The sequence below is a fragment of the Agrococcus sp. Ld7 genome (assembly GCF_045064095.1).
GTDB lineage: Bacteria > Actinomycetota > Actinomycetes > Actinomycetales > Microbacteriaceae > Agrococcus.
In genome coordinates, this window is record NZ_JBISGY010000027.1 from 22,313 (window position 1) to 44,073 (window position 21,761).

A 21,761-nucleotide genomic window follows, 5' to 3' on the forward strand; every position below is an offset into this window, starting at 1 on the left:
GCGCGGCAGCCGCGTGCGCTCGGGGCCGCCGTGTGCTTCGCTAGGGCCACTGTCCAGCAGCCTGAGGAGCGCACCGTGACCAACAGCCCCAACCCGGCATCGACGCCGCAGCCCTACGCCGCGGGCGCGGGATCGTACGGCGAGCCCGCCCCGCGCATGCTGAGCATCGCGAGCCTCGTCCTCGGGATCGCCTCGGTGTTCCTCGGCCTCACCTTCCTCGTACCCATCGCGGGCATCGTCACCGGCGTCATGGCGCGCAAGCGTGAACCGGAGGGTCGCACGATGGCGCTCTGGGGCATCTGGCTCTCGATCGCGATGCTCGTGCTCGGCATCCTGCTGTGGGTCACGGTCGGCGGCATCATCCTCGCGACCTTCGGACTGGCCGCGACCGCGGGAGCCTGACCCGCGTCCGGTGGTGGACGACGCGCCGGGACGGATACGATCGAGACTGCAGGCACCCGATGACGGAGGCACGATGAGCCGGTACGAGGTCGACGGCGTCGACATCCAGACCTTGCCGAAGGTCAGCCTCCACGACCACCTCGACGGCGGCCTGCGTCCGCAGACGATCATCGAGCTCGCCGACGAGATCGGCGTCGCGCTGCCCGCGTCCGATGCCGCAGCGCTCGGCGACTGGTTCGCGGCGCAGTCGAACTCCGGATCGCTGCCCGAGTACCTGACGACCTTCGACATCACCACCGCCGTCATGCAGACGGAGCACGGCCTGCATCGCGTCGCGAAGGAGTTCGTGCTGGATCTCGCGGAGGACGGCGTGATCTACGGCGAGATCCGCTGGGCGCCCGAGCAGCACCTGCAGCGCGGCCTCTCGCTCGACCAGGCGGTCGAAGCCGTGCAGGCAGGCATCGAAGAGGCGATCGGCCTCGTCGCCACCCACGGTGGTCGCATCCGCGTCGGACAGCTCGTGAGCGCCATGCGCCATCTCGACCGCGCCGATGAGATCGCCCAGCTGGCGCTGCGTCACCGCGACGCGGGCGCCGTCGGCTTCGACATCGCGGGCCCCGAGGACGGCTTCCCCGCCTCGCGCCTGCAGTCCGCGTTCGACACGCTCGCGCACGCGCACTTCCCCGCCACCGTGCACGCCGGTGAGGGTGCAGGCATCGACTCCATCGCCGACGCACTCTTCGCCGGCCGTGCGCTGCGGCTCGGACACGGCACCCGCATCGCCGAGGACATCGTGGTCGAGGAGGAGACCGATGACGCGATCGTCGTGCGGCTGGGCGAGATCGCCCAGTGGGTGAAGGATCGACAGATCGCCCTCGAGGTCAGCCCCTCGTCGAACCTGCAGACCGGCACCATCGCGCAGTGGGGCGACGCACTCTCCTCCCACCCGATCGATCTGCTGCATCAGCTGCAATTCTGCGTCACCGTGAACCCCGACAACCGCCTGCAGTCGGGCACGACGCTCACGCGCGAGCTCGGCCTGCTGGTCGAGAACTTCCTCTGGGATCTCGACGACCTCGAGCAGGTCACGCAGAACGCGGCGGCCAGCGCCTTCTGCAGCTTCGAGGAGCGCGAAGAGCTCGCCGACGAGATCGCCGACGGGTTCGACGATCTGCGATGACGCTGCCGCTTGATCGGGCGACCTTCGCCCCGGGAGTCCACGCCGCCGACTGGCGTGCCGCCGTGCGCGCCGCAGGCGTCGATCTCGTGACCGCTGGCGCGGTGGGGCGAGCGTACGTCGACGAGCTCGTGCAGCAGATCGAGCAGGCCGGCCCCTACTGCGTCGTCGCCCCGGGTGTCGCCGTCCCGCACGCGAAGGCAAGCGCCGTGGTTCGCCGCGATGCGCTCTCGATCGTCATCCTCGATGAGCCGGTCGCCTTCGGGCATCCGCACCACGACCCGGTCCGGGTGGTCATCGGGCTTGCCGCCACCAGCGCCAAGCGCCACCTGCTCATGCTGGCCGAGCTCGCCAACGCCCTCGACGCCCCGGGCGTCACCGATGCGCTCACGTCGGCCGACACGCGCGATGAGGCGATCGCGGCGCTGCGCAGCTGATCCGGGCTATCGCGCGCCGGACCGAGGCAGCGGGCGGCGCACCATGCTGCCCGCTCACGCCTCCAGCAGCGGCGCGACCGCCTCGGCGATCGCGTCGACGCGCTCACGGGCGGCACGGATGCGCTGCGCAGGCGGGCCGTCGGTCGACGTCGCGTCGAGGTAGACCTTCACCTTCGGCTCGGTGCCGCTCGGGCGCACCATCACGCGCGAGCCGTCGTCGAGCGTGAAGCGCAGGATGTCGCCGATCGAGCCGTGCTCCGGCAGCGCGAGGTCGTCGGCGGCGAGCACGGTCGAACCTGCCAGGGCGATCGGCGGGTGGGCGCGCAGCGCCGCCATGATCGCGGGGATGCGCGTGAGGTCGGTGACGCGCACGCTCACCTGGCCGGACTCGAACGCGCCGAATTCGCCGGCCATCGCCAGCAGCTCCTCCGAGAGCGACGAGCCGCGCTCGTGCAGCTCGCTCGCGATCGTCAGCAGCCGCACGAGCGCAGAGATGCCGTCCTTGTCGCGCACCGTGCCGGGGTTCACGAGGTAGCCGAGGGCCTCCTCGTAGCCATAGGTGATGCCGGGCACGCGCGAGACCCACTTGAAGCCCGTGAGCGTCTGCACGAACTCGAGCCCGTGCGCTTCAGCGATGACACCGAGGCCGGGGGAGGAGACGATCGAGGCGGCGAGCACGCCGTGCCCGCGAGCCGACCGGGCTGCGTCCCAGCCGAGGAGCAGACCGACCTCGTTGCCCGTGAGCATGCGCCAGCCGGTCTCGCCGTCGTCCGGCACGGCGACGGCCAGCCGGTCGGCATCCGGGTCGTTGGCGACGATGAGCTCCGCGCCCTCGGTCGTCGCGAGCGCCATGGCGAGGTCGAGGGCGCCGGGCTCCTCGGGGTTCGGGAAGTCCACGGTGGGGAACGTGCCGTCGGGCTGCGCCTGCTCCGGCACCGTGATGACGGCCGGGAAGCCCGCCTGCGCGAGCACCGCCTCCACCGTCTCGAGGCCCACGCCGTGCAGCGGTGTGTAGACGACCTTCGGGCCGGTCGCGCCGGGCATGCCCTGGTCGGGCTGGCCGATCGCTGCGGTGGCCTCGACGTACGCGCGCCAGACGCCCTCGCCCGCGACCTCCACCTCGCCGCGCGGGTAGTCGGCGACGGGGATCGAGGCAGCCTCCTCGATGCGCGCGGCGATCTCGGCGTCGACGGGCGGCACGATCTGGCTGCCCTCGTCGGCGCCCCCCAGGTAGACCTTGTAGCCGTTGTCGGCGGGCGGGTTGTGGCTTGCCGTCACCATCACGCCCGCGCTCACACCGAGGTGCCGCACCGCGAACGCCGTGACCGGCGTCGGCAGCAGCCGCGGCAGCAGGATCGCGCGCACCCCTCGACCTGCGAAGACCTCGGCGGCATCTCGGGCGAAGCGCTCGGACCCGCGCCGGCCATCCCAGCCGATGACGACCGATGGATGCGGCTCGCGTGCCACCAGGAAGTCGGCGAGGCCCGCAGAGGCCTGCTGCACGACGACGCTGTTCATGCGGTTCGGGCCCGGAGCGATGCGGCCGCGCAGCCCGGCTGTGCCGAATTGCAGCCGACCGGTGAAGGCATCCGTCACCTCGGCCAGCGCGGCCTGATCGCCCGCCTCGGCGGCGGTGATCGACGACTCGAGCTCGGCGCGGGTCTCGAGGTCGGGGTCGGCGGCGGCCCAGGCGCGCGCTGCCGCGAGCGTCTCGACGCTCATGCCTCGTTGCCGATCGCCGCGACCACGTCGGCCAGGAGGCGGCCGAGGCGGCCCTCCGCCTCGCGGCCCGCCTCGATGACCTCCTGGTGCGACAGCGGCGTGGTCTGGATGCCGGCGGCGAGGTTGGTGATGAGGCTGAGGCCCAGCACCTCCATGCCGGCCTCGCGCGCGGCAATGGCCTCGAGCGCGGTCGACATGCCGCAGATGTGCCCGCCCATCGTCTTCGCCATCTGCACCTCTGCGGGCGTCTCGTAGTGCGGACCGCGGAACTGCACGTAGACGCCCTCGTCGAGGCTGCCGTCGACGGTGCGGGCGACGTCTCGCAGCCGCGGCGAGTAGAGGTCTGTCAGGTCGACGAACGTCGCGCCCTCGAGCGGTGAATCGGCCGTGAGGTTGAGGTGGTCGCTGATGAGCACGGGCTGCCCGGGCGTCCACTGCGGCTTGATGCCGCCGGCGCCGTTGGTGAGCACCATGACGGAGGCGCCGGCCGCGGCCGCAGTGCGCACCGAGTGCACCACCCGCCGCACGCCGTGACCCTCGTAGTAGTGGGTGCGAGCGCCGATGACCAGCGCGCGCCGGCCGTCGTCGGTGAGCACCGACCGGATGGTGCCGACGTGGCCCTCGAGCGCGGGCTTCGAGAATCCGGTGACATCGGTCGCCGCGATCGTGTGCGTGGTCTGGCCGAGCAGATCCGCGGCCTTCGCCCATCCGGAGCCGAGCGTCAGGGCGACGTCGTGCCGATCGACGCCGGTGATGCGGCGGATGTCGTCGGCGGCCTGCTGGGCGACGGCGAGAGGGTCTGCGGGTGGGTCGAGCGGGTGCGTCATGGCGCCCACTCTAGGGGTGGCGGCGCTCGCGGCTCTGGATGGCGCGCGACCGTCGCTGCCGGATGGCGCGGCTCGGCTCCCGCGCGCCTAGGCTTGGCCACCATGGCTATCGGCGCGACCATGCACACGTTCGACATCCAGCTCTCGGATGTCGATCGAGGCGTCTACGAGACGCTGTCGCTGCGCGTGGCGCAGCATCCCTCGGAGACGCAGCAGTTCATGGCGACGCGGGTGCTCGCGCTGTGCCTCGAGCACGAGGAGGGCATCGTGTTCGGCGATGGCATCTCCGGCGGCGACGAGCCGGCCGTGCTCGTGCGCGACATGACGGGGGCGCTCGTGGCGTGGATCGAGGTCGGGGCGCCGGACGCCGAGCGCGTGCATCGCGGCAGCATGGCCGCTGACCGCACCGCCGTCTACACGCACAAGGACGCGGAGCGGGTCGCGACGCGATGGGCGGGCAAGCGCATCCACCGGCCGGAGGACGTGCGCCTGGTGTGGTTCGACGATGGCTTCATCGACGCTGTCGCCGATGCCGTCACGCGCCGCACCACCATGGCCGTCTCGGTCACTGAGGCCGTGCTCTACGTCGAGGTCAACGGCACGAACCTCACTTCGACCATCCACGAGCGCCGCGCGGGCTGACGCGCGGCGCTCCGCCGTGTCCGGCCGCCGTGCCCCGCCCGGCCGCCGTGCCCGGCGAGCTGCCGTGCCCGGCGATCGTCTGCCCGCCCCTGCACAACGCAAGCTGCGCCAGCGAAGTCGCTGGCGGCGACGGAGCGGTCGCCCCACGGGCCGCTGTTCGGGGATGCGGGGCTTGCGTTGTGCGTCGCGGGTGGGGCTCGCAGCCGGCTGTCGCTGCGGCCCGGTCCGGCCGTCGTGCCCCGGCGCGCGACCGCCCGCCCCTGCACAACGCAAGCTGCGCCAGCGAAGTCGCTGGCGGCGACGGAGCGGTCGCCCCACCGGCCGCTGGTTGGGGATACGGGGCTTGCGCTGTGCGTCGCGGGTGGAGCTCGCAGCCGGCTGTGCGTCGCGGGTGGAGCTCGCAGCCGGCTGTGCGTCGCGGGTGGAGCTCGCAGCCGGCTGTGCGTCGCGGGTGGGGCTAGCGGCCGGCTGCCGTTGCGGCCCGGTCCGGCCGTCGTGCCCCGGCTCGCGACCGCCCGCCCCGCACAACGCAAGCTCCGGCTGCGAAGTGGCGGGCGCGGGCAGGGCGGTCGCCCCGCAGGCCGCTGTTCGGGGATGCGGGGCTTGCGTTGTGCGTCGCGGGCGGGGTGGGGCGCGGGATGCGGGATGATGGAGCGCGTGAGTGCATTCGAACGCAAGCAGCGCGTGGTGATCATCGGTGGCGGGCCCGGCGGCTATGAGGCCGCCCTGTCCGGGGCGCAGCTCGGGGCGGATGTCACGCTCATCGAGCGCACGGGCGTCGGGGGCAGCGCGATCCTGACAGACGTCGTGCCCTCGAAGTCCCTCATCGCCACCGCCGAGTCGGCCGCGGCGATCCGCGATGCCAACCAGCTGGGCGTGCAGTTCTCGGTGCGCGGCGAGTCCGGTCGGGCCCAGAAGCCGGAGGTGGCGGTCAACCTGCGCGCCGTCAACCGCCGCCTGCTCTCACTGGCAGCGAAGCAGTCGCTCGACATGAAGGCCGACCTCGAGAGGGTGGGCGTCACGATCGTGCAGGGCGAGGGCCGGCTCGACGGTCCGGGTCGCGTCGTCGTCTCGACCGGGAAGCAGGGCGCCGACTTCGACGAGTTCGAGGCCGACACGATCGTGGTCTCCGTCGGGGCCACGCCCAGGCAGCTGCCCTCGGCGATGCCGGACGGAGAGCGCATCCTGGAGTGGACGCAGCTGTACTCGCTCGACGAGGTGCCGGAGCACCTGATCGTGGTCGGCTCGGGCGTCACGGGAGCCGAGTTCGCGAGCGCCTACAGCCACGTCGGGGCCAAGGTCACGCTCGTCTCCAGCCGCGAGCAGGTGCTGCCGGGCGAAGACGCCGACGCAGCCGCGGTGATCGAGGATGTCTTCCGCCGCCAAGGCATGCAGGTGCTGTCGAAGTCGCGCGCCGAGAAGGTCGAGCGCACCGATTCCGGCGTGGTCGTGACGCTGACCGACGGCCGCACGGTCGAGGGTTCGCACTGCCTGATGGCGGTCGGGTCGGTGCCCAACACCTCGGGCATCGGGCTCGAGGAGTCGGAGATCGAGCTGGCCGAGTCGGGCCACATCCTCGTGAACCGCGTCGCACGCACGAACCTGCCCAACGTCTACGCCGTTGGCGACTGCGCCGATGCGCTGCCGCTCGCGTCCGTCGCATCGATGCAGGGCCGCACCGCCATGTTCCACGCGCTCGGGGATGCCGTGCACCCCATCTCGATGCGCACCGTCGCGTCGAACATCTTCACGCAGCCGGAGATCGCCACCGTCGGCTGGTCGCAGAAGCAGATCGAGGAGGGCGTCGCGCAGGGCGAGGTCTACCGGATCGACCTCTCGACCAATGCGCGCGCGAAGATGATGGGCGTCGAGGACGGCTTCGTGAAGCTCTTCGCCCGCACCGGCTCCGGCACGGTCATCGGCGGCGTGATCGTCGCGCCGAAGGCCTCTGAGCTCATCTTCCCGGTCACGATGGCGATGGAGCACCGGCTGACGGTCGACCAGATCGCGCGCGTGTTCCCGGTGTTCCCATCGCTGACCGGCTCGATCTCCGACGCCGCTCGGGCGATGCACCGCTTCGAGGACTGACGCGCGACAGCGCCGGGCGGCCGCGCGCCAGACGGCTGCGCGGGAGCCTGCCGCAGGTCTCGCCTCGTGTGAGCGGTCGGCGTCAGTCCGCGTCGGGCGCGATCGTGACGAGCTGGTGCCCAGAGGGCACGGTCTTGCCGACCGGCGCGTCGATCGCGGCGATGGTGCCGTCGATGGGCGCCGAGAGCGGCTGCTCCATCTTCATCGCCTCGAGCACGACCAGCAGGTCGCCCGCGACGACGCGATCTCCCACCTGCACCGCAGCCTTCACGACGGTCGCCTGCATGGGCGAGACGATCGAGCCGGAGCCGGCGCCGCCCTCGAGCGCGCGGCGCGTGCGGCGGGGCGCCGGACCCTTCGCATCCTTGGTGTCGGAGAAGAGCCGCTGCGGCATCGACACGGAGATGCGCTTGCCGTCACTCTCCACGACGACCGTGCGCCGCGCCTCCGGACCGCCGAGCTCGCCGGGCTCGCCATCCCAGGCGGGGATGTCGTTCTCGAACTCGGTCTCGATCCACGAGGTGTAGATGCTGAACGGGGCATCGCCCTCCGGGGCGAAGGCCGGGTCGTCGACGACCCGCCGGTGGAAGGCCAGCACGGTCGGCAGGCCATCGACCTCGAACTCCGCGAGCGCCCGGCGCGAGCGCTCCAGCGCCTCGGCGCGATCGCGGCCCGTGACGATGAGCTTGGCGAGCATCGAGTCGAAGTTGCCGCCGATGACGTCGCCGGCGACCACGCCGGAGTCGATGCGCACCCCGGGGCCCGAGGGCGTGCGGTAGCTGCGCACGGGTCCGGGCTGCGGCATGAATCCACGGCCGGCATCCTCGCCGTTGATCCGGAACTCGATCGAGTGGCCGCGCACCTCCGGGTCGTCGTAGCCGAGCGCCTCGCCCTCCGCGATGCGGAACTGCTCGCGCACCAGGTCGATGCCCGTCACCTCCTCGGAGACCGGATGCTCCACCTGCAGCCGGGTGTTCACCTCGAGGAACGAGATGGTCCCGTCCGCACCGATGAGGAACTCGCACGTGCCGGCACCCACGTACTTCGCAGCGCGGAGGATCTCCTTCGATGCGCGACGCAACTCGGCGTCCTGCTCCGCGGTGATGAAGGGGGCGGGTGCCTCCTCCACCAGCTTCTGATGCCGGCGCTGCAGCGAGCAGTCGCGGGTGGAGACGACGACGACGTTCCCGTGCGCGTCGGCAAGGCACTGCGTCTCCACGTGCCTGGGCTTGTCGAGGTACTTCTCCACGAAGCACTCACCGCGGCCGAACGCAGCCACTGCCTCACGGGTGGCGGAGTCGAACTGCTGCGCGACCTCCTCCCGCGTGAAGGCGACCTTCAGGCCGCGGCCGCCGCCGCCGAACGCCGCCTTGATGGCCACGGGGAGGCCGAACTCGTCGACGAACGCCAGCACTTCCGCCGCGCCGGCGACCGGCTCGATCGTGCCTGGTGCGAGCGGGGCGCCGACCGACTCGGCGATGTGCCGGGCGGAGACCTTGTCGCCCAGCTGCTCGATGGCGTCGGGGCTCGGGCCGATCCAGGTGATGCCGGCGTCGATGACGGCGCGCGCGAAGTCGGCGTTCTCGGCCAGGAAGCCGTAGCCCGGGTGCACGGCATCCGCACCGGAGCGGCGCGCGACCGAGAGGATCTTGTCGATCACGAGGTAGGAGTCGGCGCTCGTGGAGCCGTGCAGCGAGTAGGCCTCGTCGGCCAGCTGCGCGTGCTGCGCATCGCGGTCGGGCTCGGCGTAGACCGCGACCGAAGCGATCCCCGCGTCGCGCGCCGCGCGAATGATGCGGACAGCGATCTCGCCGCGGTTGGCGATCAGGACCTTCGTGATGCGGGGCATGGTTCCCCAGCCTAGGCGTCGACGCATGACGGATGCGTGCACTCCGCACACAGAAGCACGGGTTGTCGTTGCCGATTCCCACAGTGCCGCGCAGTGCGCCCGCGAACGCGGACTTGGTGAGTGAGTGCTCACTCACCTAAGATCGCTCCGTGACTCCCATCCCTCGCCTGAGCGCGGACGACCGCCGCGCCCAGATCATCGAGGCGGTGACGCCCGCGGTGCTGACGCACGGCATCGCCGTCACGACCCGGCAGCTGGCTGAGGCTGCGGGCGTCTCGGAGGGCACGCTCTTCAAGGCCTTCGGCGACAAGGAGTCGCTGCTGCTGGCGCTCGCGGAGTACCACCTCACGATGGAGCACGCCGGCGAGACCGCTGCGATGCCGCTCGACACGCTCGAGGAGGTCGTGAGCTGGACGCTCCGCGAGCTGGTCGAGCGCACCCGCTTCGTGTTCCGGTTGGTGATGGCGCTCGGCCCCATCGGTCAGCGCGCGGCCGCGTCAGCGCGCGCCGACTTCGAGGCGTCGAAGCATCGACTCGCCGGTCGCTTCGAGCCGTTCCGCGATGAGCTGCGGGTGTCGCCCGTGGTCGCCGCCGATGTGGTGCGCACGCTCGCGTGGGCAGCTGCCTCCAGCTGGGGCGAGCACGGCGCCGTGTCGTCGGTCGACGAGATCCTCGAGGTGCTGCTGCACGGCATCGTGCATGACCCCGCCGTCTCGAGCACGCGCGGTGGCACGCACGGTGCCGTCGTCTCGGCACTCGCCACCGACACACAGAAGGGCTGATCATGCTCTGGAAGCTCATCGTCCGCTACGTCAAGCCCTCCTGGCTCCCGCTCGTGCTCGTCGTCGCGTTCCAGTTCACGCAATCGGTGCTGTCGCTGATGCTGCCGACCATCAATGCAGAGATCATCAATGACGGCGTCCTCAAGGGCGACACCGACCTCATCTGGCGCCTCGGCTTCCTGATGCTCGGACTGAGCCTCGGGCAGGTGACCGCCAACATCCTGGCGATCCTGTTCGGCGCTCGCCTCGCGATGCGCGCCGGGCGCGACCTACGGGCCGACATCTTCCGCACCGTGGGCGACTACAGCGAGCAGGACGTGCAGCGCTTCGGCCCCGCGAGCCTCATCACCAGGAACACGAACGACGTGCAGCAGGTGCAGATGCTGATCCTGATGAGCTGCACGATGCTGCTGTCGGCGCCGATGCTCGCGATCGGTGGCGTGATCATGGCCATCCGGGCGGATGCGACGCTCGCCTGGCTCATTGCTGTCGCGGTGCCGCTGATGCTCATCGTGCTGGTGTTCCTCGTCACCCGCCTGGTGCCGATCTTCCGTCAGCTGCAGGAGCGCATCGACGGCATCAACAAGGTGCTGCGCGAGCAGCTGACGGGCATCCGAGTCATCCGTGCCTTCGTGCAGGAGCGACAGGAGAAGCAGCGCTTCGCGGTCGCGAACGACCTCGTCACCGATGCGATGCTGCGCACCGGCAACATCTTCGTGCTGATCTTCCCGATCATCATGCTGATCGTCGAGCTCTCGTCGATCTCGGTGCTGTGGTTCGGGGCCGGCCTCGTCAACACGGGGGAGCTGGAGATCGGCACCATGATGGCGTTCCTGCAGTACCTCATGCAGATCCTGATGGGGGTCATGATGGCGACCTTCATGACGATCATGATCCCGAGAGCAGCGGTGTCCGCGAAGCGCATCGGCGATGTGCTCGAGACCGAGCCCTCCATCGAGCGGGTGGCGAGCGGCGTGCCCATGTCGACGCCGGGCACCGTCGAGCTGCGGGACGTCGTCTTCCGCTACCCGGGCGCCGACATCCCGGTGCTCGACGGGGTCTCGCTGCGCGCATCCGCGGGCGAGACCGTGGCGATCATCGGGTCGACCGGTGCCGGGAAGACGACCCTCGTCAACCTCATCCCGCGCCTGTTCGACGCCACCGGCGGCCACGTGCTGGTCGGCGGGGCCGACGTCACCGAGCTCGACGCCGAGACCCTCTGGCGCGGCATCGCGATCGTGCCGCAGCGGCCCTACCTCTTCGGCGGCACGGTGGCGTCCAACCTGCGCTACGGCAACGAGCAGGCGACCGACGAGCAGCTCTGGCGAGCCCTCGAGATCGCGCAGGCGGCCGGCTTCGTGCAGCAGCTCGACGGCCAGCTCGATGCGCGCATAGCCCAGGGCGGCACGAACGTCTCCGGCGGCCAGCGTCAGCGGCTGTCGATCGCGAGAGCGCTCGTGGCCGAACCCGACGTGCTGGTCTTCGACGATTCGTTCTCGGCGCTCGACCTGACGACGGATGCGCGCCTGCGGGCAGCGCTGGCCGAGGCGGTCGGGCACATCACCCAGATCGTGGTCGCACAGCGCGTCTCGACCATCGTCGACGCCGACCGCATCGTCGTGCTCGAGGCCGGGAGGGTGGTCGGCACCGGCACGCACACCGAGCTGCTCGAGCGCAGCGAGACCTACCGCGAGATCGTCGATTCGCAGCTGGCTGTGGAGGCCTGAGATGTCAGAGCAGCAGGAGCCGACCCGTCAGGAGCGGATCGCGGCGCGCAGGGCGCGCTTCGCGAAGGCCGAGCCCGAGATGACCGAGGAGGAGCGCCTCCAGGAGGAGCTCGCCGAGGCCGCCCGTCAGGGCGCGGGCGACTGGGGACCGCCGCCCGGCAAGGCGAAGTCGTTCTGGTCATCCGGCAGGCGGCTGCTGTCGCTGCTGCACCCGTACCGCTGGTGGCTGGCGCTCGTGGTGCTGGTCGGCACCATCGGCGTGGTGCTGGTCGTGCTCGGGCCGAAGATCCTCGGCGAGGCGACGAACGTCATCGTGCAGGGCTTCGTCCAGCAGCAGCTGCCGGCGGGCACCACGCAGGCGCAGGTCGTCGAGGGGCTGCGGGCCGCCGGGCAGGATGAGTTCGCCAACCTGGTCGAGCGGATGCCGGACCTGCAGCCGGGACAGGGCATCGACTTCGACGCGCTCGGGGGGATCCTGCTGCTCGTGCTCGGCATCTACCTCGTCGGCGCCTTCTTCCAGTGGCTGCAGGGATACGTCGTGAACGGCATCGTGCAGCGCACGGTGCAGGGTCTGCGAACGGATGTGGAGCGCAAGATCCACCGGCTGCCGCTGTCGTACTACGACCGCACGCAGCGCGGCGAGCTGCTCTCGCGCGTGACGAACGACCTCGACAACGTCTCGCAGTCGATGTCGCAGTCCATGTCGCAGATCCTGACGGGGCTCCTCACGGTCGTCGGCGTGCTCGTCATGATGCTCTCGATCAACGGCTGGCTCGCACTCATCGCGCTCATCGCCGTGCCGCTCACGGGCATCATCCTGGGCGCCGTGATGGGCCCGGCGCAGGGGCGCTTCAAGGAGCAGTGGAAGCGCACCGGCACGCTGAATGCGATCGTCGAGGAGGCCTTCACGGGCCACGCGCTCGTCAAGGTCTTCGGCCGCGAGGAGGCGGTGCGTGCCCGCTTCGCCGAGCAGAACGACGCCGTGTTCGACGCGTCGTTCAAGGCGCAGTTCCTCTCCGGCCTGGTGTTCCCGCTGATGACCTTCGTCGGCAACATCGGCTACGTGCTCGTCGCGGTCGCCGGTGGGCTGTTCGTGGCGGCGGGCCAGATCCTGGTGGGCGATGTGCAGGCGTTCATCCAGTACTCGCAGCAGTTCTCGCAGAACCTCGGGCAGATCGGCCAGACCATCACGATGGTGCAGTCGGGCGTCGCGAGCGCCGAGCGCGTCTTCGAGCTGCTCGACGCCGAGGACGAGGCGTCGGACGAGGGCGGCGTGGCGGCGAGCGGGGGCTCCGGTCGGGTCACCTTCGAGCACGTGCGCTTCTCGTACTCGCCGGACAGGCCGCTCATCGAGGATCTCTCGCTCGACGTCGAGCCCGGACAGACGGTCGCGATCGTGGGACCGACCGGCGCCGGCAAGACGACCCTCGTGAACCTGCTCATGCGCTTCTACGAGCTCGACGGCGGCCGCATCACGCTCGATGGCGTCGACACGGCCACGATGACGAGGGATGCGCTGCGCGCGCAGACCGGCATGGTGCTGCAGGACACGTGGCTGTTCGGCGGCTCGATCCGCGACAACATCGCCTACGGCAGGCCCGAGGCCACCGAGGAGCAGATCCGGGAGGCTGCGGAGGCGACCTACGTCGATCGCTTCGTGCACGCGCTGCCGGATGGCTACGACACCGTCATCGACGAAGAAGCATCCAACCTCTCGGCAGGCGAGAAGCAGCTGGTGACGATCGCGCGCGCCTTCCTGGCGCAGCCGAGCGTGCTGATCCTCGACGAGGCGACCTCGTCGGTCGACACCCGCACCGAGCTGCTGCTGCAGCACGCGATGGCGGCGCTGCGCACGGACCGCACCTCGTTCGTGATCGCGCATCGGCTCTCCACCATCCGCGATGCCGACCTCATCCTGGTGATGGAGGCCGGGCGCATCGTCGAGCAGGGCTCGCACGAGCAACTGGTCGCGCAGCGCGGCGCCTACTGGCGACTGCTCAACGCGCAGTTCCAGGAGGCGGCGACGGATCTCGACCTCGAGGACGAGCTGGCGCAGCCGGGAGCAGGGGCTCCGCAGCAGACCACGTAGCTGCACCCGGCATCTTCCGCCGCGGTTGAGTCGGACGCGTCAGGCCTGCAGCGCCGCCCATCCCTCGGCGTCGTGGACCGCGAAACCGTCGAAGCGGTCCCGCGGGTCGATGCCTGCCGCGACGTCGGCGAGTGCCGCATCCATCGCCGCCCGCCCGTCGTCGGCGAACGTCTCGCGCGCCGAGGGTGCGGGGTGCCGCACGGGGCCCGTCTCGACCCCGATCCGATAGGGCCTGCCCGCGCGACGCAGCAGCGCACGCGCAGCGCTGCTGACCGCGAAGATGTCGTCGGCTCGGTCGCGGTAGGCCATGAGCGTCACGGCGTCCGCGGCGCTCGCGATGCGCAAGAACGCGCTCGGATGGGTCTCGGCAAGCCATGGCACGAGGTCGACCTCGACCGGCAGCTCGGTGTGCGCGGCGACCTCGCGCACGGCGCGCTCGAGGCCCGCGAGCATCCGGGCGTCGTTCCCCGCCCAGTCCGCCGTGCCCCACGGCTCGATGTCGAGGTGCACGGCGTCGAAGGCGAGGCCGCCGACAGCGCGCTCCATCCACCGCAGCGCGCCCTGCCCATCGACCCACGACGGGTCGCCGCCGAGCGCACTCACGCGAATGCCGCGATCGCGCAGCGCGGCCACGCATGATCGGGTGTCTTTGCTCGGGCCGGGGCCGGGCACACTCACGAACGCCTCGTACACCCGTTCCTCGGAGAGGAAGGCGGCCACGGCCACGGCGTCGGGCGGTGCTGCCTCGTGCACCCAGAGCCAGGCCGCGCGAGCGACCGCAGGCTTGGCCTCTGGCGACATCAGCGCGTGAGCGACGGCCACGCGACGCCCAGCTCGCGGGCGAGTCTGCGCACGGCGGGGATGCTCATGCCCACGACCGTCGATGGGTCGCCGTCGATGCGGTCGATGAAGGCGGCGCCGCGGCCGTCGATCGTGAAGGCGCCGGCCACCTCCAGCGGCTCACCGGTGGCGACGTACGCGTCGATCTCGTCATCGTCGATGTCGGGGGAGAAGTCGAGATGCGTCGCAGTGGTCGCGCCCGCCGAGTCCTGGATCCGCCCGTCGCGCACCCGCAGCATCCAGTGCCCCGAGTGCAGCGTCGCCGACCTGCCGCGCTGTGCGAGCCAGCGCTCGCGCGCGCGCTCGGGCGTGTGCGGCTTGCCGAGCATCTCACCGTCGAGCTCGAGCGACGAGTCGCCCCCCAGCACGAGCCCGTCGAAGCCCGTGAGCGGATCCTGATCGAGCAGCGCCTCAGCTTTTGCCCGGGCGAGCAGCTGTACGTAGTCGGGCGGCGTGAGCGGGCCGTGCTGCGCCTCGTGCGAGACGATCAGGAACTCCTCATCGAGGTCGGTCGGGGTGACGATCGGCTCGATGCCCGCCTGCCTGAGCAGGGCGAGTCGGGCGGGCGATGCGGAGGCGATGATGAGCTGCACGCGACGATCCTCGCACCGACGTCCCGGTGGAGCGCCGAGTGGCGACGGTGCGGGAGGATGGAGCCATGCCTCAAGCAGAGATCCGCCCCGGTCAGATCGTCGAGCTCACCATCGACAACGTCGCTCACGGCGGCCGCTTCGTCGGTCGGTACGGCGCCTCCGAGGGCGAGCGCGGCCGGGTCGTGTTCGTGCCCGACACCATGCCCGGCGAGACCGTCAAGGCGCAGATCGTGGAGGTCAAGAAGTCGTTCGCCGTCGCCGTGGCGCTCGAGGTGGTGACGGCGTCGCCCGACCGCGTCCCGCACATCTGGTCGGAGGCCTCGATCGACCGCTCCCCGGCGGAGCGCGCCGGCGGCGCCGAGTTCGGCCACATCGCGCTGCCGCGCCAGCGCGAGCTGAAGCAGCGCGTGATCGAGGATGCGCTTGAGCGCACCGGCGGCATCACGCGCGAGGTGCCCGTGCAGGCTGCGCCCGGCGACGACGCGCGCGGCGGGCTCGGCTGGCGCACGCGCGTGCGCCTGCACGTCGACGACCGGGGCCGCCAGGGGCCGTTCGCGCCGCGCAGCCACGACGTCGTGCCGGTCACGAGCCTGCCGCTGGCGACCAAGGGCATCCAGCTCTCCGCGCAGCTCGATCAGCGCCTCGGCGGCGTCACCGCGGTCGACTACGTCGAGTGGGGCGTCGACGGTGAGGTCGACGTGATCGCGATGGAGGGCGCGCCCGAGCGAGGTCGCACCGACACGATCGTCGAGAAGGTCGGCGAGCGCGAGTTCCAGCTCGACCGCTCTGGGTTCTGGCAGGTGCACCGAGAAGCCGCGGGGGTGCTGACGGATGCGCTCCGTCGCATCATCGACGTCGACCGCGTCGATCCTGCGGGCTGGTCGCTCGACCTCTATGGCGGCGTCGGGCTCTTCGCGGCCACGATCGCCGAGCAGCTGGGGGAGCGCACCCGGGTGACGAGCGTGGAGGCCGACGAGGTCGCGACCGACCACGCGAGCGAGAACCTCGCCGAGTGGCTGGGCGCGAACGCCGAGACCGGCCGGGTTGATCGCTGGCTGCGCGACCTGGGCAAGCGCGCGAGCAGGCAGGACCGGGAGCGGCTCTCGAACGGCCTCGTCGTGCTCGACCCGCCGCGCGCGGGCGCCGGTCGCGACGTGATCGAGCAGATCGTCGAGCTGGAGCCCGCGCAGATCGTCTACGTCGCGTGCGACCCGGTCGCGCTCGCGCGTGACGCGAAGCTGCTGGGGGAGCGCGGCTGGAGCATCGGCTCGCTCGAGGCGTTCGACCTGTTCCCGCACACCCACCACATCGAGGCGGTGGCGGCCTTCCGTCGCTGAGGCGGGAGGTCGCGGGAGGCGGTTGCCGTGCGGGCGGCGGTGAGCGAGCGGTACGGGGCACCAGAGGTGGTGGTCGTGCGGGACGTCCCGGCGCCCGTGCCCGCAGACGGAGAGATCCTCATCCGAGTCGACGCGACCAGCGTCAACCGCACGGACTGCGCGTATCGAGCTGCGAGACCGTTCTTCATGCGCGCCTTCACCGGGCTGCGTCGCCCGCGCCGAGCGGTGCTCGGCACCGAGTTCGCCGGTGAGGTTGCGCGGGTCGGGGCGGCTGTCGACCGATTCTCGGTGGGCGATCGCGTCTTCGGCTACTGCGAGGGTCGCTTCGGAGCGCACGCGGAACTGCTCGCGGTGCGGCAGGACTCATTGGTCGCCACCGTGCCCGACGGGGTCGATCAGGTCACCGCCGCTGCCGCGACGGAGGGCAGTCACTACGCAGCATCCATGATCCGCCGCGCGGGCGTGCGCACCGGCGACCGGGTGCTGGTGCATGGCGCGACCGGCGGCATCGGCTCGGCCGCGGTGCAGCTGCTCGTTGCCATGGACGCTCGCGTCACCGCGGTGTGCCACGCCGAACACGCGGAACTGGTGCGCGGGCTCGGCGCACACGACGTGATCGCCTTGGAGGAGCGCGACTTCACACGAGGTTCCGGCCGGTACGCCGTCGTGCTCGACACGGTCGGCAAGAGCACCTTCGGCCGCTGCCGACGGCTCCTCGAGCCCGGCGGTATCTACGTCTCCTCGGAGCTCGGGCCAGGCTGGCAGAACATTCCGCTCTCGCTCGTCGGACTGGTGCTCCGGCGAGGCCGCCGCGTGGTCTTCCCATTGCCGGACGAGGGGCCGCCGGTGCTCGAGCACATCCGCGAGCACCTTGCGGCGGGCACGTTCCGACCCGTCATCGATCGCACGTACGCGCTCGAGGACATCGTCGACGCGTATCACTACGTCGAGGCGGGCCAGAAGGTCGGGAACGTGGTCGTCACGGTGCGCAGCGACCCGCGACCCGGCTGAGCCCGCGACCCGGCGACGCACGCCCTCCGTGGCGCCGCGTCTCAGGATGAGGACGGACTGGCAGATGGGCGCGGAACGAGGAGCAATCGTCCTCGTCTCGCGAAACCTCCTCGATCTGGGACGCGTCGAGCTCGATCTCGGACGCGTCGAGCTGTCCCGCGCCACGGGGCGGCCGCGTCAGTGCGCCTTCGAGACGCCGCCAGCCGCCTTGGCGACCAGCCGCGCGACGCCCGGCAGCGTCGCCGCCCTCCACATGGCGCGCTGCGACTCGAGCTCGAGCCGCGTGTGCGGGGCGAAGGTGGCCTGGGCACGTCGTCCGCGCGCCTGCTCGCGCTCGATGATCGGTCGCCATTCGCGCTCGTAGGCGGCGAGGCCTGCGCGCAGCTCGCTGGCGTGCTTCGCGAACGCGAGCTCCTCGGCCAGCCGCTCGGCGCCCGCGATCGCGAGCGATGCGCCCTGCCCGGCAAGCAGCGAGACGGCCGCGCACGCGTCGCCGAGCAGCGCCACGCGACCGCGCACCCACGGATCGACCACCGTCTGGGCGACGTCGTCGATGTAGGGATCGCGGATGCCTCGCAGCGCCCGTCGGCCCAGCACGCCCAGCTCGCCGATCGCCTCCCGCGCCCCCTCTGGCGCGATGCCGCGCAGCACGGCGAAGCCGGTCACGCCCGTCTCGCCGAGCGGCGCGACCACCAGCTGGCGGTCCTGCTCGAGCTGCATGGCGACCCTGCCGTCGAGGTCGGCGTGCAGCGCTGCATCATCGCCGATCCAGGCGAGGGCCAGCAGGCCGCCGACCGGCCGCACGAACCCGCCGTGCGGGCCCCAGACGAGCTGCCGCACGCGGGAGCCGACGCCGTCGGCGCCGATCAGCAGGTCTGCGCGCACCCGATCGCCGTCCGAGAGCAGCATGTGCACCGACGTGCCGTCGTCGTGCACGGTCTCGAGCTGCGTGCCCCAGCGGATCCGCACGCTCTCCGGCAGCGCGTCCATCAGCGCCTCGATGATCCCCGGCCGCATGATCGTGAGGTACCGACCCGCCATCGCCTCCGCGACGAGCGAGATCGGCAGCTTCGCGCGCACGCGGCCTGCGGCGTCGACGCTGCGCAGCTCGTCGAAGGACTCGGCGCGGGCGCGGAGCGCCGGCAGCAGCCCTAGCCGCTCGGCGGCGTCGAAGCCGGGCCCGAAGAAATCGATCAGGTACCCGGATGCGCGTGGCGCGGGTGCGCGCTCAATGATCTCGACGCTCCAGCCGTCGAGCGCGAGGCGGCCGGCCAGCGCCAGGCCTGCGACACCGGCCCCGGAGATGATCGCATGCATGAATGCGACGCTACCGCTGCTGGCGCGGGGGCCGCGAGGTCATCGCAGCAGCGCCAGCAGCGCGCGCTCGCGCGAGCCGCGTGTGCCGATCGTCGCACCCGCCTCGAAGCGCTCGAAGACCTCCGGGTCGATGTAGCTCGCCTTCGCGACCGTCGGGGTGTTGCCGAGCGCCTCAGAGACCTCGATGATCGCACTCCGGATCGCGCGCTTGCGCTCGGTCGCGGTCGCGACATCGCGCGCCCGTGCGAGGGAGTCGGCCGCAACGATCGTGCCGTGCAGCGTGCGGAAGTCCTTCGCCGTGAACTCGCCGCCGGTCGCGCCGCGCACCGCGCGGTTCAGGTCGGCGTCGCGCAGCGAGTGGGTTCCCTGGCCGTCGCGCCAGGCCAGCAGTCGCGAGCGCGGCGAGCGACCCGCGCGCAGCTCCGCGACGCACGCGGCAAGATCGGCGTCGTCGATCGTGATGTCGAAGCGCTGGCCGGACTTGGCGGGGAAGCGCAGGCGCACCGTGTCGTCCTCGACGCGCGCGTGCCGCACGAGCAGCGTCATGAGCCCGTGCGAGCCGTGCTCCTCCGCATACGCGTCGCCTCCTGCGCGGATCGCCACCGCGTCGAGCACGCGCAGCGCGGCGGCGAGCACCCGTTCGCGCCCGAGGCCGTCGAGCGCCAGGTCGCGTGTGACGCGGCGGCGCATCGCAGGCAGCGCCTCTGCCAGGTCGAGCGCGCGCTCATGCTTCACGCGGTCGCGGCGCTCGCGCCACTGCGGGTGATAGATGTACTGCGTACGCCCGGCGCCGTCGGTTCCGATCGCCTGGATGTGCGCGAGCGGATCGGCCGCGATCCACACGTCCGTCCAGGCCGGCGGCACCGCGAGCGACCTGGCGCGCTCTCGGTCTGCGGCCGCAACCGCACGCCCGGTGTCGTGCCGGTACGACCAGCCGCTGCCGGCTCGGCGGCGGTGGATGCCCGCGTCCTTCGATGGTTGCGCCCTGCGCAGTCTCGCCATGCGGTGATGCTAGCGGCGGCACGCTGGCAGGCGGTCAGTCGCGCTTCCAGCGGAAGCCCGACGCGGTGCGCGACTTCGCCTGCCACTCGCTCTCGCTGTCGAGCACCCGGCGATGCTTGGTCTCGGCCCACTCCTCGGCGAGGCCGAGCAGGGCGGCCTGCACCGCCGCCTGCTCCTCCGCGGTCGGGGCGCCCGACACGACCCGCATGATCGCGGCGTCGGAGTTCGCACCCTCGCCCGCATCCGTGCCGTCGTGTGCCTGCGGGTCGGTCGTTGTCATCGTCGGATCCGTCACATCGGGATGTTGCCGTGCTTGCGCTCCGGCCGCTGCACGCGCTTCGTGCGCAGTGACCGGAACGCCCGCGTGATCATGACGCGCGTCTGCGCCGGCTCGATGATGCCGTCGAGCTCGCCGCGCTCTGCGGCCAGGAACGGCGAGGCGACGTTGTAGGTGTACTCGCTCGCGAGTCGCTGGCGCACGGCGGCGACATCCTCCCCGTCGGCCTCCGCCCGCTTGATCTCGTTGCGGTAGAGGATGTTGACGGCGCCCTGACCACCCATCACCGCGATCTCGGCAGAGGGCCACGCCACGTTGATGTCGGCGCCCAGCTGCTTCGACCCCATGACGATGTAGGCGCCGCCGTAGGCCTTGCGCGTGATCACCGTCACCATCGGCACCGTCGCCTCCGCGTACGCGTAGAGCAGCTTCGCGCCTCGGCGGATGACGCCCGACCACTCCTGATCGGTGCCCGGGAGGTAGCCGGGCACGTCGACGACCGTGAGGATGGGGATCGAGAACGCGTCGCAGAATCGCACGAAGCGAGCGGCCTTCTCGCCGGCCTCGATGTTGAGCGTGCCGGCCATCGCGTTCGGCTGATTGGCGATGACGCCCACCGTGCGGCCCTCGAGCCGGCCGAAGCCGATCACGATGTTGGGCGCGTAGAGCGGCTGCACCTCGAGGAACTCGCGATCGTCCATGAGCGTCTCGATGATCGCGAGCACGTCGTAGGGCTGATTGGGCGAATCGGGGATGATGGTGTTCAGCCGTCGATCGGCGTCGTTCACGACGCGCTCGGCGGTGTGGTCGTAGGCCGGCACCTCCGACTGGTTGTTGTCCGGCAGGTAGGCCAGCAGCGCCCGCACGTAGTCGAGCGCGTCATCCTCGTCGGCGGCCAGGTAGTGGCTGACGCCGGAGACGGTGTTGTGCGCGCGGCCGCCGCCGAGCTCCTCGAAGCCGACCTCCTCGCCGGTGACCGTCTTGATGACGTCGGGGCCGGTGACGAACATGTGGCTCGACTTGTCGACCATGATCACGAAGTCGGTCAGCGCGGGGGAGTAGACCGCACCGCCGGCAGCCGGGCCCATGATGATCGAGATCTGCGGGATCACGCCGGATGCGGCGGTGTTGTTGCGGAAGATCTCGCCGTACTTGCCGAGCGCGACGACGCCCTCCTGGATGCGCGCGCCGCCGGAGTCGAGCATGCCGACGATGGGCACGCCCACCTTCATCGCGTACTCCTGAATCTTCGTGATCTTCTCGCCCGCGACCTCGCCGAGCGAGCCGCCGAAGGTCGTGAAGTCCTGCGAGTAGACCGCGACTCGCCGCCCGTGCACCGTGCCGATGCCGGTGACGACCGAGTCGCCGTAGGGCCGGTTGCCCTCCATGCCGAACGCGGTCGTGCGGTGTCGCACGTAGGCGTCGAACTCGACGAACGAGCCCTGGTCGACGAACTGCTCGATGCGCTCGCGAGCGGTCTTCTTGCCCTTCGCGCCCTGACGCTCCTTCGCGCGTGTCTCCTTGTCGGTCACCGCCTCGCGGTGGCGCTCGCGCAGATCCGCGATGCGGTCTGCGGTGCTGGAGAGGGGAACTGCGGCCTCGGTGTCGTCGGTCACGGATGCCACTCTAGACGGCGCCGCAT

At 71.3% G+C, this 21,761-nt stretch carries 19 protein-coding genes; 10 read left to right on the top strand and 9 right to left on the bottom strand.

Going from position 1 to position 21,761, the window contains the following annotated elements; translation table 11 throughout:
• The first annotated feature begins 75 nt into the window (after positions 1–75).
• The 3 genes from ACJJVL_RS06310 (at position 76) to ACJJVL_RS06320 (ending at position 2,016) form a co-directional block, all read left to right on the top strand.
• Complete coding sequence (locus ACJJVL_RS06310; protein ID WP_405217540.1) at positions 76–402, top strand: DUF4190 domain-containing protein; 327 nt, start codon at positions 76–78, stop codon at positions 400–402.
• 73 nt (positions 403–475) lie between these two features.
• Positions 476–1,582, top strand: coding sequence for an adenosine deaminase (locus tag ACJJVL_RS06315; protein WP_405217541.1), 1,107 nt, complete (start codon positions 476–478; stop codon positions 1,580–1,582).
• Positions 1,579–2,016 carry a PTS sugar transporter subunit IIA gene (locus tag ACJJVL_RS06320; protein WP_405217543.1) on the top strand — a complete coding sequence of 146 codons (438 nt, stop codon included), beginning with the start codon at positions 1,579–1,581 and terminating at the stop codon, positions 2,014–2,016. Before ACJJVL_RS06315 ends, ACJJVL_RS06320 begins: the two co-directional genes overlap by 4 nt.
• A 54-nt stretch (positions 2,017–2,070) precedes the next feature.
• Here ACJJVL_RS06320 and ACJJVL_RS06325 read toward each other — a convergent pair whose 3' ends face one another.
• Both ACJJVL_RS06325 and ACJJVL_RS06330 read right to left on the bottom strand, forming a co-directional pair.
• Positions 2,071–3,738 carry a phospho-sugar mutase gene (locus ACJJVL_RS06325; RefSeq protein ID WP_405217545.1) on the bottom strand — a complete coding sequence of 556 codons (1,668 nt, stop codon included), beginning with the start codon at positions 3,736–3,738 and terminating at the stop codon, positions 2,071–2,073.
• Complete coding sequence (locus ACJJVL_RS06330) at positions 3,735–4,565, bottom strand: purine-nucleoside phosphorylase (protein WP_405217547.1); 831 nt, start codon at positions 4,563–4,565, stop codon at positions 3,735–3,737. Before ACJJVL_RS06330 ends, ACJJVL_RS06325 begins: the two co-directional genes overlap by 4 nt.
• Before the next feature lie 102 nt (positions 4,566–4,667).
• Here ACJJVL_RS06330 and ACJJVL_RS06335 point away from each other — a divergent pair, with 102 nt between their 5' ends.
• Both ACJJVL_RS06335 and ACJJVL_RS06340 read left to right on the top strand, forming a co-directional pair.
• Positions 4,668–5,207 carry a YaeQ family protein gene (locus ACJJVL_RS06335; RefSeq protein WP_405217548.1) on the top strand — a complete coding sequence of 180 codons (540 nt, stop codon included), beginning with the start codon at positions 4,668–4,670 and terminating at the stop codon, positions 5,205–5,207.
• A 648-nt stretch (positions 5,208–5,855) separates the two neighbouring features.
• A complete protein-coding gene (locus ACJJVL_RS06340; RefSeq protein WP_405217923.1) occupies positions 5,856–7,295 on the top strand; it encodes an NAD(P)H-quinone dehydrogenase in 1,440 nt (479 codons plus the stop codon).
• 82 nt (positions 7,296–7,377) lie between these two features.
• Here the strand turns inward: ACJJVL_RS06340 and ACJJVL_RS06345 are convergent, their stop codons facing one another.
• The gene (locus ACJJVL_RS06345; RefSeq protein WP_405217549.1) at positions 7,378–9,144 is read right to left on the bottom strand and encodes an acetyl/propionyl/methylcrotonyl-CoA carboxylase subunit alpha; all 1,767 of its coding nucleotides are present in this window, start codon (positions 9,142–9,144) and stop codon (positions 7,378–7,380) included.
• A gap of 149 nt (positions 9,145–9,293) precedes the next feature.
• Between ACJJVL_RS06345 and ACJJVL_RS06350 the strand changes: the two genes are divergently transcribed.
• The 3 genes from ACJJVL_RS06350 to ACJJVL_RS06360 are packed head-to-tail and all read left to right on the top strand — an operon-like array spanning position 9,294 to position 13,742.
• Entirely contained in the window at positions 9,294–9,926 is a 633-nt protein-coding gene (locus tag ACJJVL_RS06350) for a TetR/AcrR family transcriptional regulator (RefSeq protein ID WP_405217550.1), read from the top strand.
• 2 nt (positions 9,927–9,928) lie between these two features.
• Complete coding sequence (locus tag ACJJVL_RS06355) at positions 9,929–11,653, top strand: ABC transporter ATP-binding protein (protein WP_405217551.1); 1,725 nt, start codon at positions 9,929–9,931, stop codon at positions 11,651–11,653.
• Between the two features lies 1 nt (position 11,654).
• A complete protein-coding gene (locus ACJJVL_RS06360) occupies positions 11,655–13,742 on the top strand; it encodes an ABC transporter ATP-binding protein (RefSeq protein ID WP_405217552.1) in 2,088 nt (695 codons plus the stop codon).
• Between the two features lie 39 nt (positions 13,743–13,781).
• Here the strand turns inward: ACJJVL_RS06360 and ACJJVL_RS06365 are convergent, their stop codons facing one another.
• Together ACJJVL_RS06365 and ACJJVL_RS06370 are read right to left on the bottom strand one after the other, a co-directional pair.
• Positions 13,782–14,564: a hypothetical protein gene (locus ACJJVL_RS06365; RefSeq protein WP_405217553.1), complete on the bottom strand. Its 783-nt coding sequence runs from the start codon at positions 14,562–14,564 to the stop codon at positions 13,782–13,784.
• Complete coding sequence (locus ACJJVL_RS06370; protein ID WP_405217554.1) at positions 14,543–15,175, bottom strand: Maf family protein; 633 nt, start codon at positions 15,173–15,175, stop codon at positions 14,543–14,545. The genes ACJJVL_RS06365 and ACJJVL_RS06370 overlap by 22 nt, the downstream gene beginning before the upstream one ends.
• A gap of 65 nt (positions 15,176–15,240) precedes the next feature.
• On the opposite strand from ACJJVL_RS06370, the gene ACJJVL_RS06375 reads away from it, so the two are divergent.
• Both ACJJVL_RS06375 and ACJJVL_RS06380 read left to right on the top strand, forming a co-directional pair.
• Positions 15,241–16,512 (top strand): class I SAM-dependent RNA methyltransferase, encoded by a 1,272-nt coding sequence (locus ACJJVL_RS06375; RefSeq protein ID WP_405217555.1) that lies wholly within the window; start codon positions 15,241–15,243, stop codon positions 16,510–16,512.
• 27 nt (positions 16,513–16,539) lie between these two features.
• Entirely contained in the window at positions 16,540–17,523 is a 984-nt protein-coding gene (locus ACJJVL_RS06380) for an NAD(P)-dependent alcohol dehydrogenase (RefSeq protein WP_405217557.1), read from the top strand.
• A gap of 177 nt (positions 17,524–17,700) precedes the next feature.
• Here the strand turns inward: ACJJVL_RS06380 and ACJJVL_RS06385 are convergent, their stop codons facing one another.
• The 4 genes from ACJJVL_RS06385 to ACJJVL_RS06400 are packed head-to-tail and all read right to left on the bottom strand — an operon-like array spanning position 17,701 to position 21,744.
• Complete coding sequence (locus ACJJVL_RS06385) at positions 17,701–18,840, bottom strand: FAD-dependent monooxygenase (RefSeq protein ID WP_405217559.1); 1,140 nt, start codon at positions 18,838–18,840, stop codon at positions 17,701–17,703.
• Between the two features lie 39 nt (positions 18,841–18,879).
• Positions 18,880–19,842: a DNA topoisomerase IB gene (locus ACJJVL_RS06390; protein ID WP_405217561.1), complete on the bottom strand. Its 963-nt coding sequence runs from the start codon at positions 19,840–19,842 to the stop codon at positions 18,880–18,882.
• A gap of 34 nt (positions 19,843–19,876) precedes the next feature.
• On the bottom strand, positions 19,877–20,122 hold the full coding sequence (locus ACJJVL_RS06395) for an acyl-CoA carboxylase epsilon subunit (RefSeq protein ID WP_405217563.1): 246 nt from the start codon (positions 20,120–20,122) through the stop codon (positions 19,877–19,879).
• Between the two features lie 11 nt (positions 20,123–20,133).
• Positions 20,134–21,744 carry an acyl-CoA carboxylase subunit beta gene (locus ACJJVL_RS06400; RefSeq protein WP_405217564.1) on the bottom strand — a complete coding sequence of 537 codons (1,611 nt, stop codon included), beginning with the start codon at positions 21,742–21,744 and terminating at the stop codon, positions 20,134–20,136.
• Positions 21,745–21,761: the final 17 nt, after the last annotated feature.